This window comes from Chryseobacterium sp. II3a (genome assembly GCF_057815135.1).
The window spans coordinates 649,967-666,626 of the sequence record NZ_JBYPZJ010000002.1 but is presented as its reverse complement, the minus strand read 5'-3'; the positions used below and the strand labels follow the sequence as shown (position 1 = coordinate 666,626).

General features: G+C 34.9%; 15 protein-coding genes. 11 read left to right on the top strand and 4 right to left on the bottom strand.

Translation table 11 applies throughout. The annotated features are described in order from the left end of the window. Positions 1 to 61 precede the first annotated feature (61 nt). The 4 genes from AC3HD6_RS07690 to fabG all read left to right on the top strand — a co-directional run bounded on the left by AC3HD6_RS07690 (position 62) and on the right by fabG (position 4,660). A complete protein-coding gene (locus AC3HD6_RS07690; RefSeq protein ID WP_488895811.1) occupies positions 62 to 1,549 on the top strand; it encodes a DUF8457 domain-containing protein in 1,488 nt (495 codons plus the stop codon). Between the two features lie 2 nt (positions 1,550 to 1,551). Beyond that, positions 1,552 to 2,226 carry a 16S rRNA (cytidine(1402)-2'-O)-methyltransferase gene (rsmI, locus tag AC3HD6_RS07685; protein ID WP_488895810.1) on the top strand — a complete coding sequence of 225 codons (675 nt, stop codon included), beginning with the start codon at positions 1,552 to 1,554 and terminating at the stop codon, positions 2,224 to 2,226. A 46-nt stretch (positions 2,227 to 2,272) separates the two neighbouring features. Beyond that, a complete protein-coding gene (locus tag AC3HD6_RS07680; RefSeq protein WP_488895809.1) occupies positions 2,273 to 3,745 on the top strand; it encodes a WG repeat-containing protein in 1,473 nt (490 codons plus the stop codon). Positions 3,746 to 3,916: 171 nt separating this feature from the next. Next, the gene (fabG, locus tag AC3HD6_RS07675; protein WP_068941170.1) at positions 3,917 to 4,660 is read left to right on the top strand and encodes a 3-oxoacyl-[acyl-carrier-protein] reductase; all 744 of its coding nucleotides are present in this window, start codon (positions 3,917 to 3,919) and stop codon (positions 4,658 to 4,660) included. 78 nt (positions 4,661 to 4,738) lie between these two features. Here fabG and AC3HD6_RS07670 read toward each other — a convergent pair whose 3' ends face one another. Further along, on the bottom strand, positions 4,739 to 5,779 hold the full coding sequence (locus AC3HD6_RS07670; RefSeq protein WP_488895808.1) for a GMP reductase: 1,041 nt from the start codon (positions 5,777 to 5,779) through the stop codon (positions 4,739 to 4,741). Positions 5,780 to 5,840: 61 nt separating this feature from the next. Between AC3HD6_RS07670 and AC3HD6_RS07665 the strand changes: the two genes are divergently transcribed. The 3 genes from AC3HD6_RS07665 to AC3HD6_RS07655 are packed head-to-tail and all read left to right on the top strand — an operon-like array spanning position 5,841 to position 8,238. Continuing rightward, positions 5,841 to 6,593 (top strand): prolipoprotein diacylglyceryl transferase, encoded by a 753-nt coding sequence (locus AC3HD6_RS07665; RefSeq protein ID WP_488895807.1) that lies wholly within the window; start codon positions 5,841 to 5,843, stop codon positions 6,591 to 6,593. Further along, positions 6,590 to 6,817 (top strand): hypothetical protein, encoded by a 228-nt coding sequence (locus tag AC3HD6_RS07660; RefSeq protein ID WP_068941164.1) that lies wholly within the window; start codon positions 6,590 to 6,592, stop codon positions 6,815 to 6,817. The genes AC3HD6_RS07665 and AC3HD6_RS07660 overlap by 4 nt, the downstream gene beginning before the upstream one ends. A gap of 17 nt (positions 6,818 to 6,834) precedes the next feature. Further along, positions 6,835 to 8,238 (top strand): radical SAM protein, encoded by a 1,404-nt coding sequence (locus AC3HD6_RS07655; RefSeq protein ID WP_488895806.1) that lies wholly within the window; start codon positions 6,835 to 6,837, stop codon positions 8,236 to 8,238. A gap of 262 nt (positions 8,239 to 8,500) precedes the next feature. Here AC3HD6_RS07655 and surE read toward each other — a convergent pair whose 3' ends face one another. Next, positions 8,501 to 9,274, bottom strand: a complete 774-nt coding sequence (gene surE, locus AC3HD6_RS07650) for a 5'/3'-nucleotidase SurE (RefSeq protein WP_488895805.1) — start codon at positions 9,272 to 9,274, stop codon at positions 8,501 to 8,503. A 268-nt stretch (positions 9,275 to 9,542) separates the two neighbouring features. Further along, entirely contained in the window at positions 9,543 to 9,713 is a 171-nt protein-coding gene (locus tag AC3HD6_RS07645; RefSeq protein WP_185246363.1) for a lmo0937 family membrane protein, read from the bottom strand. A 334-nt stretch (positions 9,714 to 10,047) separates the two neighbouring features. Between AC3HD6_RS07645 and AC3HD6_RS07640 the strand changes: the two genes are divergently transcribed. After that, a complete protein-coding gene (locus tag AC3HD6_RS07640) occupies positions 10,048 to 12,177 on the top strand; it encodes a carboxy terminal-processing peptidase (protein WP_488895804.1) in 2,130 nt (709 codons plus the stop codon). A gap of 55 nt (positions 12,178 to 12,232) precedes the next feature. On the opposite strand, the gene AC3HD6_RS07635 is transcribed toward AC3HD6_RS07640, so the two are convergent. Then, positions 12,233 to 12,736: a superoxide dismutase family protein gene (locus AC3HD6_RS07635; RefSeq protein ID WP_488895803.1), complete on the bottom strand. Its 504-nt coding sequence runs from the start codon at positions 12,734 to 12,736 to the stop codon at positions 12,233 to 12,235. A 256-nt stretch (positions 12,737 to 12,992) separates the two neighbouring features. On the opposite strand from AC3HD6_RS07635, the gene AC3HD6_RS07630 reads away from it, so the two are divergent. The 3 genes from AC3HD6_RS07630 to AC3HD6_RS07620 all read left to right on the top strand — a co-directional run bounded on the left by AC3HD6_RS07630 (position 12,993) and on the right by AC3HD6_RS07620 (position 16,367). Next, positions 12,993 to 13,631 carry a 4'-phosphopantetheinyl transferase family protein gene (locus AC3HD6_RS07630; protein ID WP_488895802.1) on the top strand — a complete coding sequence of 213 codons (639 nt, stop codon included), beginning with the start codon at positions 12,993 to 12,995 and terminating at the stop codon, positions 13,629 to 13,631. 185 nt (positions 13,632 to 13,816) lie between these two features. Next, the gene (locus AC3HD6_RS07625) at positions 13,817 to 14,383 is read left to right on the top strand and encodes a hypothetical protein (protein WP_488895801.1); all 567 of its coding nucleotides are present in this window, start codon (positions 13,817 to 13,819) and stop codon (positions 14,381 to 14,383) included. A gap of 214 nt (positions 14,384 to 14,597) precedes the next feature. Continuing rightward, entirely contained in the window at positions 14,598 to 16,367 is a 1,770-nt protein-coding gene (locus tag AC3HD6_RS07620) for a fibrobacter succinogenes major paralogous domain-containing protein (RefSeq protein WP_488895800.1), read from the top strand. Positions 16,368 to 16,660 lie beyond the last annotated feature (293 nt).

The following is a 16,660-nucleotide window of genomic DNA, read 5'->3' as shown; positions in this document are numbered from 1 at the left end:
TTGTTAAATTAGCCGTATATTTTCAACATCAAAAGTAAGCAATTTTAATAAGAATCTTATCATGCAAAATATCCAAGATTTAAAGGAAAAGATTTTATTTGAGGCCAAGAATATCATTGATAATCTTGATAAAATAAATAATGTAGACGAATTACTTTCCAAGCAAGATCTTGTAGATGAGCTTGCCAACAGGATTTCTTTTTTGAAACTACTGGAAAAAAACATTGAATATTTCATAGCAGATGATCCTGTTATGCATTCTGATAATCATTCGGTTTCTTTTGTTTCCGGAGACCTGGATCATCATGATTCCGGCAATGAGGTAACGGAAGAAGAAGCCATATTTAATAATGAGCTGAACGAGATTGATGAGCATGAAAATGACAGTTTTATCAGTGGATCAGCGGATGAAGAAGAGATATTTAATAACCAGCTGAATGAAATTGTTGAAAATGAATTTCATGAGAATATCATCAGTTTTGTGGCAGAAAATAACGAAGAAAGAGTGGTTGGAAATGTTCAGATTCCTGTTGTATCTGAAGATGTAACAGAAGAAGAAGCTATTTTCAATAATCAATTGAATGAAATTGAGGAAAATGAACATTCAATTGCCCATGAAGATGTGTTAAATTTTGTAGATGAAGAGAAAATTCTTGCGGATGCAAAACCAGATTCAGATGAAGATATCAATGAAGATATGTTTGATGATGAAGTGACAGAGGAAGAAGCTATCTTTAATAATCAGCTGAATGAAATGGATGCTGATGATGATGAAATTGAAGGTAAAAAAGAGGTAGATTTTGCAGAAGTAAATGGTACCAATGAAAATAAGGTCAGAGAAACCATACCAAGTATTTTCGATACAGAAATGCTGGATGACGAAATACTGATTGAGGAGAATGAAGAGCAGTTTGTAGCCTCCAATATCTCTTTAGAACAGGGAGAGCTGGCCAACGAAACTTCCAATGTTGAAAACATTGTGAATGAGATTAAAAATGATCATTCTGTGGAAGAAAGACAGCAAGAAAATGTTCTCGCTGAAGTATATGACAGAAGAAAAATTGTTGAAATAGATAAACCTGTTCCCGAAGAAACAGAGAGACACCCTTCTGATGAGAGTTTTGAAAACCTAGACGAATATCATCAGGAGAAAAAAATAAAATTAGCCAATATCAAAGGATTGAAAGCTGTTCAATCCCTGTTTGATGATGATCCGCTGGAAAGAGAGCTTCCAAAAGAAACACAGCCTGAGCCCATAAAAGAAGATACGGGAAGTATTCTGAAATCTAACATTCCTACTAACTTTATGGAGGCTGATAAACCCAAAACAGAGTTTAAACTGGATTTGAATGACAGAATTGCTTTTTCAAAAATGTTATTTGAAGGAAGCCAGACCGATCTGAATGATACGGTAGCACAGTTGAATCATTTCAAAACACTGGAGGAAGCAAAAGAATATCTGAGCGATTTGTACTACGAAAGGAAATGGAGCAAAGTGGATGAATATGCACAGAGACTTTGGATATTGGTGGAAAATAAATTCTTATAATTTTGAGCGGAATCCTATATTTTGTTCCCACACCCGTTGGGAACCTGGAAGATATGACTTTCAGGGCAGTGAATGTCCTTAAAGATGTAGATTATATTTTATGTGAAGATACCAGAACTTCCGGAATACTTTTAAAACACTTTGAAATATCCAAGCCTTTAAAATCGTATCATTTACATAATGAACATCAGGCAACGGAGAAAGTAATAACGGACCTTAAAAACGGTCAGAATATCGCAATTATTACTGATGCAGGAACTCCAGGAATTTCAGACCCGGGGTATTTATTGGCAAAAGCAGGAGCAGATAACGATATTGAAATGATCTGTCTTCCTGGTGCAACAGCTTTAATTCCGGCTTTGGTAGTTTCAGGACTTCCGAATAACGAATTTTTATTTGCCGGATTTTTACCACAAAAGAAAGGAAGGCAAACCAAGCTGAAACAGCTTGCTGAGGAAAAGAAAACCATTGTATTGTACGAAAGTCCACACAAGATCAATACGACACTGGAACAGATAAAAGAGTTCTTTGGCGAAAACACCAGGGCAAGTTTAAGCCGTGAAATCTCTAAGAAATTTGAAGAAACTAAACGTGGAACAATCAATGAATTAATTGAATTTTCCAAGAGTAAGACTTTAAAAGGAGAGATTGTTCTTATTGTCAATAATTCTATTTAATTCTTCATTGAAAAAACTAATTTTTGTATTGTGTTCTACAGTTTGTATGGCACAAACGAACCAATACACTAAGGTTCTTCTTTCCAAAAAAACAGGGAAGGAGGTAAATTCATATTCCGAAGGTTTCGGAATTGTCTACGATCCTGTTTCCAAAAAACAAGGTATTGTAGATTCCAAAGGAAATATAACCTTTGAATTATCTTATAAAGGTGGTATTTCCCACATTTTTAAAAACAGGTTTATTCTTTATTCTGAGCAAGGAAACAGAAGAAAATCAGCAATTATTGATGAAAAGGGAAATGAGCTCGTTCCTCTTGATGATCAGGATTTCAATACACCCTGGTGGAGTAAGGAAAGAATTATTGCTTCCAAACAGGGAAAAGAAGCTGTTTACGATTATAATGGAAAGCTTATTATTCCAGATTCAGACAAAATTCGTTTTGCTGGAAAAGATGCTTTTTTTGTTTCAAAAGATAAAAAATGGTTCCTCTATGACTTTAATGGAAAGCAGCTTAGTGATAGGGAGTTTAAAGATGATTATAGCTTTGAAAATGAAAAAGCGCTGATCATTAACGAAGAAAATCAAAGTGAGATTATTGGCAAAAATGGTCAAACTTTGCATAAATTTTCAAGGAATGTGGTAGATATGAATGCTTATCCTTACCTAATTACTCAAAACAAAGCTACCGGAAAATATGGACTGATTGATGCTGAAGATAATATCATTACAGATGAAATTTACAGTGATATCACTCCGGAATATTTTGGAAATAGAGAATATATTTATCTTAGAAAAAGCAACAAAACGAATGTTTTTTATAAGAAGGATCAGAAGCTTTATCCTAGTAATTTTAAGTATTTGTACCCGCTGTCTAACAATCTTTTTAGGGGTTCAAGTGATAAGTCGGATCAATCAAGTATTGTAGACTTGCAAGGCAATATTATTATTCCTCAAGAATATGACATCATTAAAAGTTTTACAATCTCAGGAAAAGATCTTATTTATCTAAAAAATGAAAATGAAGAAAAGCTCTTAGATAAAGATTTGCAGAATATTTTAAATGCAGGAGATCAGATTGTTGGCTTCTATCCTGACAATATAATCATCAGAAGAGGTGATCTGTATTACCGATTTTCGGTAACCAATAAGTCTGCTTCAGAACTTAAAGGAGTGAAACAGATAAAGATCCAGGATGTTGGATACTTTACTATTCTGAATGAGTATTCAAAGCCGCTTGTTTGTATGAACAATAATAATCTTTATGGTATTTTGGGCGCTAAGGGTACGGAAATTGTTCCATTTATCTACGAAGATATTATAGCTTTTGAAAACTTTGAAAATGAAATCGTTATAAAAAAAGAAGGTAAATACGGGGTTTTAAATTTTCAGAATGAACCTTTAACGGAAATCATTTATGATAAATATATCTGGATGAAAGAAGTACTAAAATTAAGTAAAGATAGAAGAACAGACTTAATTTATTTCACCAGATTTAGAAATGAAGGTGCAGAATTATAGCAGTAATCATAGAAATTTAGCAAAAAAGTTCAGTATTTTGATGTTTTCAATGTCTTGAATAACAATTTATAATATCTTTGCAAACCGATTAATTCTGAAAAAGAATTATGATACTAAGTAAGTCAGCTTTCAGTAGCTGAATGAGTTATAAAAAAATAATCGTCAAGAGATATGAAATTATTAGAAGGAAAGGTAGCACTAATTACCGGAGCTACAAGAGGAATCGGGAAGGGTATTGCTGAAATGTATGCTCAACAGGGAGCAAAAGTAGCATTCACTTATGCCGGTTCTGTAGACAAAGCAAAAGAATTAGAAGCAGCTTTAAGTTCTGTAACCCAAATTAAAGGGTATCAGTCTGACGCATCAGATTATGATGCCGCTCAAAAATTGGTAGAGGAAGTAATGGCGGAGTTTGGGCAGATTGATATTTTGGTAAACAATGCAGGGATTACAAAAGATAACTTGCTATTGAGAATGTCAAAAGAAGATTGGGATAAAGTAATCAAAGTAAACCTGGACTCTGTATTTAACCTTACAAAAGCGGTAATTAAACCGATGATGAAGGCAAAATCCGGATCTATTATCAATATGACTTCTGTAGTTGGAGTAAAAGGAAATGCAGGACAAGCGAATTATGCAGCTTCTAAGGCAGGGGTAATCGGGTTTACAAAATCAGTGGCACTAGAATTAGGTTCTAGAAATATCAGATGTAACGCTATTGCACCAGGATTCATTGAAACTGAAATGACAGCAGTGCTGGATGAGAAAACAGTTCAGGGATGGAGAGACGGAGTTCCTTTGAAAAGAGGAGGGCAGCCGGAAGATATCGCTAATGCTTGTGTATTCTTCGGAAGTGATATGTCATCATACGTTACAGGTCAGACGTTAAACGTAGACGGTGGAATGTTGATGTAAAAATACAAAGAGGCTATACAAAATGTGTAGCCTCTTTTTTATTACTGAAAGGTTCTAATAAATCTGTTGAAGAAAAAATTATCCGTTAAAGACTTGATTTTCCTGTTCCTGAACCCTGATAAAAGTTGTTCTTTTGGAAAGTTCTTTAAGTTTAGATGCTCCTACATAAGTACATGTGGAACGTACCCCTCCTAAAATATCCTTCACGGTTTCAGCAACGGGTCCTTTATAAGCTACTTTTACAGTTTTTCCTTCTGAAGCACGGTACTCAGCAACACCTCCTGAATGCTTATCCATTGCCGTTTTTGAACTCATACCATAGAATAAACGGTATTTTTTCCCATTTTCTTCAATCATTTCACCACCACTTTCATCGTGGCCGGCAAACATCCCGCCAAGCATTACAAAATCTGCTCCGCCGCCAAAAGCTTTGGCAACATCTCCGGGAACTTTACAGCCTCCGTCTGCAATGATGTGGCCTCCTAAACCATGTGCAGCATCAGCACATTCGATGATCGCAGATAATTGAGGATAGCCAACTCCGGTTTTTACACGGGTTGTACATACTGAACCAGGCCCAATACCCACTTTGATGATATCTGCACCTACTAAAAGAAGTTCTTCCACCATTTCACCGGTTACTACATTTCCGGCAATAATGATCTTATCAGGGAAATTAGTCCTTGCGGTCTTCACAAACTGGACGAAATGCTCAGAATAACCATTGGCAACATCTATACAGAGAAACTGGATTTTTGGATGCTTTTCCAGGATCAATCTGATTTTTTCTTCATCCGCTTTTCCTGTCCCAGTACTTAACGCAATATATTGATGAATACTTTCAGGCTGGCTTTGCAGAAACTGATCCCATTCTTCAGGAGTGTAATGTTTATGTATTGCTGTGATGATCTTATCTTTAGCCAGTTCTACAGCCATTTCAAAAGTTCCTACGGTATCCATATTGGCAGCAATAACAGGAACCCCATTCCATCTTTTTTGAGTATGTTTAAAAATAAATTCTCTTTCAAGATTTACTTCTGAACGGGATTTCAAAGTTGAACGCTTAGGGCGGAACATTACATCCTTAAACCCTAATTTTATGTCATATTCTATACGCATTTTGTAATTATTTGTCAGAATAAAGGTAGTAAATAATCTTAAATGGATTATTTTTGAAGCGATGGATTTTCCTGTAACTTTTCATATTTTCGGTACAACAATTCTTGCCCATCCTCTCTTTGAGGCAGTTGGAATGTTTTTGGGTATGCGGTATTATTTTTACCTTAAAAGAAAATCTAAAGAAAAGCTGCCTTTTAATACATCTGCTGCTGTTCTGATTGGGGCAACAGCCGGAGCGTTACTAGGTTCCAAACTCATTGGAAATCTGGAAAACCCTTTTACCTTATTTGAAAATTTCAGTTTTCAGAAATTTTGGTCCAGCAATACCATTGTTGGAGGACTGGCTTTTGGATTATTAGGAGTAGAATTGGCTAAAAAAATGGTGAGCCACAAAGAAAGTACAGGTGATTTAATTGTTTTTCCTTTAATGCTGGCTATAATTATTGGAAGAATTGGCTGTTTTCTTACAGGAATTCATGAAGAAACTTATGGTATTCCTACAGATTCAGTCTTTGGAATGCATTTGGGAGATCAATATCTCAGACATCCGGTTGCCTTGTATGAAATTGGTTTTTTAGTCATTCTATGGGGAGTTCTTAAATACATTCAGAAGGATGTAAAATATTCTTCCGGGTTTCTTTTTCAGATCTTTATGCTAAGTTATTTTACCTTTAGATTCTTATTAGACTTTATTAAACCAAGAATTGAAATTATAGGAAACCTTGGGACAATTCAATTTGTATGTATTTGTGTAATTATTTACTACATTTATACTATTAAAAATATCCAAACCACTTTAAAATATTCAAAATGAAATCATTAACACTTTTGGAAGTTGGCGATCTTACAGGATTGGTAGTCATGATCGTTGGTATGATTATTATAGGTGCTTTGTTTTTTTCTATTATTGTTACATTTATTGTGAAGTTGGTTTATGAAAGTAAAGATAACAGGAAATTCAGCCGAAAACAGTTTATACAGACCTTTGTGATTTGTTTATTGGTCTGTGGCCTGATCAGTGGATATATCTGTGGATAAGCATTAAAAAATCAAGTATGCCAGTAAGAAACTATACCTATTACGATTATACAATCAGTCTTTGTCCCGAATGCCTGAAAAGAGTAGGCGCAAAGATTATTATTGAGGATGAAGCTGTTTTCATGACCAAAAGATGTCCTGATCATGGTTTTTTCAAAACAAAGATTGCTTCAGATGTCCAATATTATAAAAATATAAGAAACTATAATAAGGCTTCGGAAATGCCGCTTCATTTCGGAACGGATGTGGAATATGGATGTCCTTATGACTGTGGTCTTTGTGTAGATCACGAGCAGCACAGTTGTCTTTCAATTGTGGAAGTAACGGATCGTTGTAATCTGACCTGTCCCACCTGCTATGCAATGTCTTCCCCACATTATGGAAGTCACAGAACTTTGGAGGAGATTGAAGCGATGTTTGACGTAATTGTTAAAAATGAAGGAGAGCCTGATGTTGTTCAGATCAGTGGCGGAGAACCTACCATCCATCCTGAGTTTTTCAAAATTATGGATATTGCTAAATCAAAACCCATTAAACATTTAATGTTGAATACCAATGGGATAAGAATAGCCAATGACCCTGGTTTTGCAGAAAAACTGGCGACTTATGCTCCTGAATTTGAAGTATACCTTCAGTTTGACTCGTTTAAACCAGAAGTTCTGGAAGATTTCAGAGGGAAAGATCTTACTTCTGTAAGAATGAAAGCCTTGGAGAAGCTCAATGAGCTCAATCTCTCAACCACTTTGGTGATTGTTCTTCAAAAAGATAAAAATATCGATGAGATCGGAAAGATCATAGAATTTGCTTTAAAACAGAAATGTGTAAGAGGAATTACCTTCCAGCCTGTAGAAATTGCAGGAAGGAACAGAGAAGATTCTGCTCATGAAAAAATTACATTAACGGAAGTAAGACAGGAAATTTTGAATCAATTTCCACTTTTGAACGCCGATGATATTATTCCTGTTCCATGTAATCCGGATGCTTTGGCAATGGGATATATTTTAAAACTCCAGGACGAAATCATCCCTTTAACCCGATATATCAACCCAGCTGATCTTTTAAATAATGAATCCAAAAATACCATTGTGTACGAACAGGATACAGGGCTTCATATGCAGTTACTTGATATCTTCAGTACTGGTATTTCTGTAGATAAGGTAAAACCTAAGGTTAATCAGTTACTTTGTTGTCTGCCGGAAGTATGTGCTCCGAATCTGGATTATGATAATCTGTTTAGAATTATCATAATGAACTTCATGGATGCCCATGATTTTGATGTAAGAGCAGTGAAAAAATCCTGTGTTCATATCGTTAATAAAGACCTGAAATTAATTCCGTTTGAAACCATGAATCTTTTCTACCGCGATGATAAGAAAAGCTATCTGGAAGAACTTAGAAAAGAAGATAAAGTATTATTTTAAAAACAATAATAAATTTATTCTTAATTAATCTCTACATTTTTAAGCACAAACATCTGTGCTCATCTGCGAAAATCTGTGGTTAATCAAATAATTTAATTTTCCCACAGATGGCACTGATTTTCACAGATGATTATGTATAAGTTATTCTGAATAACCAAAAATCTGCGTTATCTGTTCAATCTGCGAGAAATAAAAAACAAAAAGCGTGAAATCAAATTTCACGCTTTTTCTATCTTTAAATAATCGTATTATTTAGATTCTTTTACTGAGTCAAAGCCATTACTTCCTCCAATGTCTTCATGTATTCATACGCTGTAAGATCAAATTTTACAGGCACAATCGAAATATATCCGTTTGCTAAAGCTGTTTCATCAGCATCTTCAGAATCATCCATATTGTTGAAGTAGCCTGTCAGCCAATAGTATTTTTTTCCGTGTGGGTTGATTCTCTCATCGAAGCTTTCCTCCCATTTAGCATGAGCTTGCTTACAAACCTTTATTCCTTTTATCTCAGATGCAGGAAGCTTCGGGATGTTCACATTCAAAACAATACCTTTAGGCATTGGGTTTTCAAGAGTTCTTCGTACAATGTTTTGAATAAACTCTTTAGCCTGAGTAAAATCTGCTTCCCAGCTGAAATCCAATAGTGAGAATCCTATGGCAGGAATTCCTTCTACACCTGCTTCTACAGCAGCAGACATTGTTCCTGAATAAATTACATTAATGGATGAATTGGCACCGTGGTTAATTCCTGAAACTACAATATCAGGTCTTCTTTTAAGGATTTTATCCAATGCCATTTTTACACAATCCACAGGCGTTCCACTGCAGGAATAATCTGTTTGGGGACCATCAAGAGTAACCTCTTCATAGCTAAGCGTAGAATTAATGGTAATGGCGTGGCCTTTACCACTTTGAGGAGAATTAGGGGCTACTACCACTACTTCTCCGATTTCGTTCATAAAACTGATCAAATTTCTGATACCCGGAGCTGTAATTCCATCATCATTAGTCACCAGAATAAGCGGTCTTTCCATATATTATCTTAATTTTTATACAAATGCAGTACAGTTTGTTCATTTTAGAATTGAACAAAAAGAATTTTCAACACATCAAATGTAGTTAAAAATAAGACGCCATAAAATAACAAGACTATCATTCACTGATTAGTGTAAGCAATAAACATCTTGTATTTTAGGAAGGAAAGAAATCTGGATACCAGAAAAGAGAGCGTATTGAGAAATTAAAGTAACTATACAATTTTAGTATAAATTATAGTCTTCCCAAGAATATTTACCATTTAAATTAGTCCAGCGGTTTTCTTCCGGTAATGATATTATAAAGAATAACAATAATAGCAATGACGAGCAAAACATGTATTAAATAACCTGTGCTGATTCCGGGTACAATCCCCAGCATTCCCAGTAACCATACAACGATACAAATGACTGCAACTAACCATAATAGACTTCTCATGACATTATATTTTAAAGTTATTTAATCAATTATCAGCATATTTTATGCCTTTATGACTTGAAACTAACTTTTGTGGTATATGTTTATGAATTTTTATGATATTTTTTTGATCTTTATATTTTTAGAAATGAAACAAATAGTGCTTATACGCTTTGTATTTTATAATACAGAGGTCTTTTGAAAATAAAACATACAGATTTCATTGAATAAAAAATCTTAAAACTGTACGATATTTATAAATAAGGTATTAAATTTGATCGTTTGTAACAGTCTGCAAATTATTGCTACTTATTACAATACTTATTTTCAAAAAATTAATAAATAAAGACAGTTTATGTGGAAAAATTTCAAACTGAATAAATTTTTACTACTGATTCCATTAACCAGTCTAATGTTTTGCTTCAACTCGCCCAAGAACGATGATGAAAAGATGCAGACAATAATGGTGAGCGTAAAAAACACTCTTTCTTACCTGCATTATAGTCCGAAGCCTATCAATGATGCCTATTCAAAAGATGTCTATAAGCACTATTTCGAATTGGTAGATCCTGCCAAAAGATATTTCTTACAGTCTGATATGGATGAATTCAGCAAGCATGAAACAAAGCTTGATGATTATATCAACCAAGGAGATCTAAGTTTCTATAAGCTTACAATCGACAGACTTTATCAAAGGGTAGATGAAATTGATAAAATTACTCAGGATATTTTCAGCAAGCCTATTAATCTTCAGGAAGATGAAACGCTTACTCTGGAACCGAAACTTAAAAAAGTACCTGATAATAAACAGGAACAATATAATGAGTGGAAAAAATTCATCAAATACAACATTCTTCAGGAAGTTGAATCGATGAATAGTAAAGAAGAAGCCCAGAAAGAGAAAAAAGATTCTGTTCAGAAGTATAAATTAAATGATACAATCAAGCTTAAAGTTCTTACTCAGGATGAGAAGATCAAAAAAGCTACAGATGAGGTGAAAGATCTTGTAAAAGAAACCTTTACCCGATTCAAAAAGAGAAAGAAAATGGATTGGTTCACGGTGTATATGAATGCTTATACTGAGGTATTCGATCCGCATACCAACTATTATTCTCCAAAAGATAAAGAAGATTTTGATACTCAGTTTACCGGAAAAGTAATTGGTATCGGAGCATTGATCCAGGAGAAAAAAGGAAACCTTTATCTTGGAGCGCTTACCATTGGTGCTCCTGCGTGGAAGTCTAAACAGCTTTCAGAAGGAGATAAGATCCTGAAGGTAAAATCAAAACCAAAAGATGATGCAGTCAATGTAGTAGGAATGCTTTCTGATGAAGCTGTAAGATTAATCAGAGGTGAAAAAGGAACTCCTGTTACCTTAACTGTTCAGAAAAAAGACGGAACTATCAAGGATGTAACGATGATTCGTGAAGAAGTTGCCATTGAAGATACTTTTGCAAGAAGTATTGTCGTAAATGCTCCGAATGGTAAGAAATATGGGTTTATCAACCTTCCAAGTTTTAACGCTGATTTTGAAAATTCAAAAGGAAGAAATGCTTCTGATGATATCAAAAATGAGATTGTTAAACTTAAATCTCAAAACATTGAAGGAATCATTCTTGACCTTAGAAACAATGGTGGTGGATCATTAACAGAAGTAGGGGATATTATGGGGCTTTTCATGGATGCCGGACCTTATGTACAGGTGAAGGATGGAAATGGAAAAATACAGACGCTAAAGAACAAATATGAGACACCAATCTGGACAGGTCCGCTTGTAATTATGCAAAACGAACTTTCTGCTTCAGCATCAGAAATTCTTGCAGGAGTAATGCAGGATTATGGAAGAGCTATGGTAATAGGATCACCGCAGTCTTTCGGAAAAGGAACAGTTCAGACTTTTGTTGATCTGAACAGATTCCTGAATACGGAAGATGATTTTGGTTCTTTAAAATTGACCATTCAGAAGTTCTATAGAATTACAGGTGAATCTACACAAAGAAAAGGGATTGTTTCTGATATTCAGATGAAAGATTTCTTTACCTATGCAGAAGTAGGAGAACGATATGATGACTTTGCCCTGGCTTGGGATAAAATTCCGGCTACAAAATTTGAGAAACTCAACTACTTTAATATCCAGGCTCTTGAAAAAGCAAGTGCAGACAGAATGGCTAAGAATAAGAATTACCAACTTCTGTTAGAATCAGCTCAATGGAGAGAAAAATTGGATAAAGAGGAAAACATTACTTTGAATATCAATAAATTCAATGAAGTAATGAAACACAGAAAATCTCAAATCGAAAAATTCAAAGTGTTGACTAAATTCGAGAATGGATTGCAGTTTATCATGTATCCAAGCGAGATCGAAAGAGAGAAAAAAGATGAAGCTTTCAAAAAGAAATCTGAAATGTGGATCAAGAATCTGAAAAAAGATCTTTACCTGCAGGAAGCAATGAATATTGTATCAGATATGGGAGTAAAATCATAAACATAAAAAAACCGATAATGAAAATTATCGGTTTTTTTATTGTGTAAATGCATGATTACTTAATTTCGACACATCCCACTCTTCCTCCGGCATTCCCAGTTGGCTGAGTATGGAAATCATCAGCGGCAGCATGTACAATCAGTCCTTTTCCAATGATGTTTTTGGATTCATCTGTACAGCCAAGACACCATTTATCTGTGTTGAAGGTTAAAACCGCAGTTCCGTTCTGATCAGCTACCAAATTTCCTATATCGCCCATGTGGAAATGCTCAGCACCCCATTTTCCATGATCATTCTTGGATGGATTCCAGTGTCCGCCTGTAGAAGTTCCGTCTGCTGCAGAGCAATCTCCTTTTTCATGAATGTGTACTGCATGAATTCCAGGAGTAAGATTCGTTACATTCAGTTTCATGATTACCTCATTTCCCTGTTGGGTAAACTTAGCTGTTCCTCCTGTTTGTGTTTCGCTTTTGGCATTTACGGCGTACGTTTTTGTAGTTCCGCATGAAACAGCCAAAAATGCAAATCCTGCCAATAATGCTAGTGTTTGTACTTTCATTTTTAAATGATTTATAGTGATAATTATGTTAAAATTAAAAAAGATTTTCCAAAACGCTTTATGATTTCAGTCTTTTTTCTGAAAGAATATTTTACACAAAGTTTTATTGGTCCCTATTTAACCTCATAATGTGGATGTTCAAAGTTCGAATAGTTTGAAGCTAAAAGAACCATTAAAAATGTTTATTTTTATCTCTTGACAAGATGAGTCATAATATATTTTAAAAGGAATACAATACATTTGAAGAACATCAGAAATGGTTATTTTATATGCGTTTATCAATGAAGAAAAACATCAGTCTATTGTAGACAGGTATCTAAACTCTTTTCCGGAAGATTTTCAACAGGATATTCTACAATACAGAAGATGGCAGGATGCTCAGCTTTCTCTTTTGGGCAGGGTACTTTTACGATGGGGATTGAGTTCACATTATCAAATTAATGAGGTACATATCGAACGTTCATTGGATCATAAGCCTTATTTAAAAGACCAGTCTCTTTATTTCAATATATCTCATTCCAAAGAACTTGCCGTTTGTGCTATTGCAGAATTTCCTATAGGAATTGATGTAGAATTTAGAGATCCAAAAATTAATTATCTGGACTTCCAATATCAAATGACAGAACATGAATTTCTTAAAATTGACTCTTCTGAAGATCGGATTAAGGCTTTTTTTTCCTATTGGACTCAAAAAGAGGCGGTGATGAAAGCTCACGGAGGAGGAATGATGATTCCTCTGGATTCTTTTGAAATTATAAATGATGAGTGTAAAATTGATAGTATAAAATTCTTCACCAGAGATATTTTTATTGACAAAAATTATCAGAGCTGCATAGCTTCACATGATAAAATACTTAAAAACGTGGTACCACATTTTTTGATTCCTAAAGTTTGAGTTAATTGATTTAAGCACCCTTTAGTTCCTTTTATTTAGATGAATTTCAATTATTTATATTGAAATATAAAATCATCACTTAGTGATTAAGTTTGCAATTTTCATTGTTTTTTTTTTGAAAATTCATTTTTAACATATATCTTTACTGAGAGAAAAAAATTATTAAACACTAAGACTTTATACAAATGAAGAAAAATGTATTATGGCTGATTACCTGCTGTTTCAGTGTGCTTTCCTTTGCACAGGTAGGAATTAAGAAAGAAAATCCCAATCTCAGCGCAGATCTTGAACTGGGATCCACCAACAAAACATTACTTTTAAACAGAGTTCCCAACACAGCCGCTGTTGCTAATCCGGTTAATGGTATGATGATCTATGACCTATCCGAAGAATGTGTAAAAGCATATCAGGCGGATAAATGGTCTAAATGTCTTGGAAAAGGATTAAGTGGAAAAATGGCTTTTGCTGGCCCAGTTTCATTATCTTGTTCTTCCGCGGCAGTTTCTCCAAATCCTGTCGCAGGGCAGGCTTTTAAGGGTACACTGACCATTCCTTATACAGGCGGAGACGGAGGAAGTTATCAGGCACAATCTATTCAAGCCAATGGTTTGACTGCAAGTTTACCTGCAGGAAATTTTGCCTTAGGAAATGGAAGCTTACAGTATTCTATTACCGGAACCCCTGATAAGACCGGAAATATTACATTTAATGCAAATATTGCAGGAAATGCCTGTGTGGTTGTCACTAAGTAAAGAATAAAAATTCTTCAGGCAGCTATTTTCAAATCATTGTAATATTAAATTATCTACAGTCATCATTCCTTGATTTCAATACAAGGAAAACTATATTGCATCTATACAAGGACTTTAAAATCTGCTTGCAGGGTATTCATTCTTTATTTTCATAACAACTTTAATGAAAAATATTTATATAGACTTATTTATTAAACCACAACAAAAATTCAAAATGAAAAAAAAGTTATTATTACCTATTTACATCAGTATTAGCTCTTTTTCCCTTGCACAGGTTGGGATTAATCAACCCAATCCAAATTTAAGTGCTGATCTTGAACTGGGATCAACCAATAAGAGTTTATTACTAAACAGAATACCTAATACAGGAGTGATCAACAATCCTGTAAATGGGATGCTTATTTATGATGTATCAGAGCAATGTGTAAAGGCCTTTCAGGGCGGAGCATGGTCACAGTGTTTCTGGAAAGAGAATCCTGCCTTTACTTTAAACTGCGGAGCCGCTACATTTGCTCCAAATCCAGCAACTCAGGGACAATCTTATACAGGAATTCTGACAATTCCTTATACAGGCGGCGACGGAAGTGCATATGCTGCACAAACCTTCCAGTCCAATGGCTTAACGGCTACATTAGCGGCAGGTACTTTTGCTGTAGGAAATGGAACATTGCAGCTATCAGTCAATGGATTTCCCATTAGTTCAGGAAGTGCAACGTTCAATATTACAGTGAAAGGAAGTTCGTGTCCAGCTATTACACTTCCAGTAAACCCGGGAACTCCTATAATCCCATCCAACATCACAATAGAAGGGAGATACTTTATTGCCTCTGTTTTTGATCAGGATTATTCACCATTTACTACGCCTACTGGGCCTGCTACTACTGCAAGACCTGTGGCTGCTGACGGAATCGCTGAAACATTGGTTGATCTGCAAGGTATAATTCCTACCTCAGGGCTTACTGTTAATATTCCTGCAACAGCAACCGGAAGTGGAACGATTGGTGCATGGAGCCAAACAATTAATATTCCTGCGAATCTTACAGAAGACGGGATTTCAAGAAATATTACTCTTTCATGGAACTCTCAGTCATACAATACAACTACAAAATCAATTACTGCAACTCTGAAATCTGAAGTTGGAACATTAAATGCCCGTAAACTAGACGTAAATGCTGGTATTGGAAATGATTTTCTTGGAGTATTATTAGGGAAATTCTTACTTCCTAACTCGGGAGCTCAAAAGGGCTATGAAGTTCGTATCATAGCAGCTATTCCGGATAGAATGTTTAATGAACCTGATGCTCAAGGAAACTTCAATCATAATTTCCTTTACCTTCCAATTCAAGCTGAGGATAATAACGTATGGTTGAACCATAATTTAGGGGCAGATTATACTAACGTGAATGATCCTAATTTTAACTTAGGGAAAAGACCAACTTCAGCAACTGATTTCCGCGCTTATGGTTCATTATTCCAATGGGGAAGAAGACCAGATGGGCATGACTTGATCAAATGGACATCTTCTAGCTCAGGATCAGGTGTGTACGGAACAACGAGTACTAGAGCAGATATTCCTGCTAACCCATTATTTATAACAGCAGGTGGAGACTGGAGAACAGATGCGGGTACAAGTACAACGTTATGGCAAAATAGTACATCAACGAATAATCCTTGCCCTATTGGATTTAAAGTTCCATCGCAGTCACAAATGCAAAGCTATTTAAGTTCAGCTAGTATGAACAATGGAATTACTAGTGCTGCAGCAAGTAAATTAGGACTTACAGCAGCGGGAACCCGAGTTTCTTCATCAGGAGACATATCCCCTGTTACCACAGGAACATCTGGACTTTATTGGACTAGCACTGCCGGATCAATATCCAGTCCATCAGCATTTGCATTACAAATAGCTCAATTTGGAGCTCCTTCGGCAACCTTTGGAGCGAGCAAAGCACAAGGTGTATCTGTTCGTTGTATTAAAGAGTAAAAGTATCATTGAAATACCATTATTTAATAGTGACCAGCATAATGCTGGTTACTATTAAATAATTATTAAATAACCAATAAAAAATAAAAAAACACCTTCTTAAAATATTATTTTTGAATAAGAAAAATACGCTTAATAGATAAAAAAATATCTTTTTTAATGAGTCAGGATTCTTCAGGAAATCATATGAATATTTGATTTAAATGCACCTGGAAATGCAATCTATACTCCCTTTCATTTAAACATTCACTCTTATATGTAAAGCTTGTTATAAAACAGGCTCCGGTTATTCT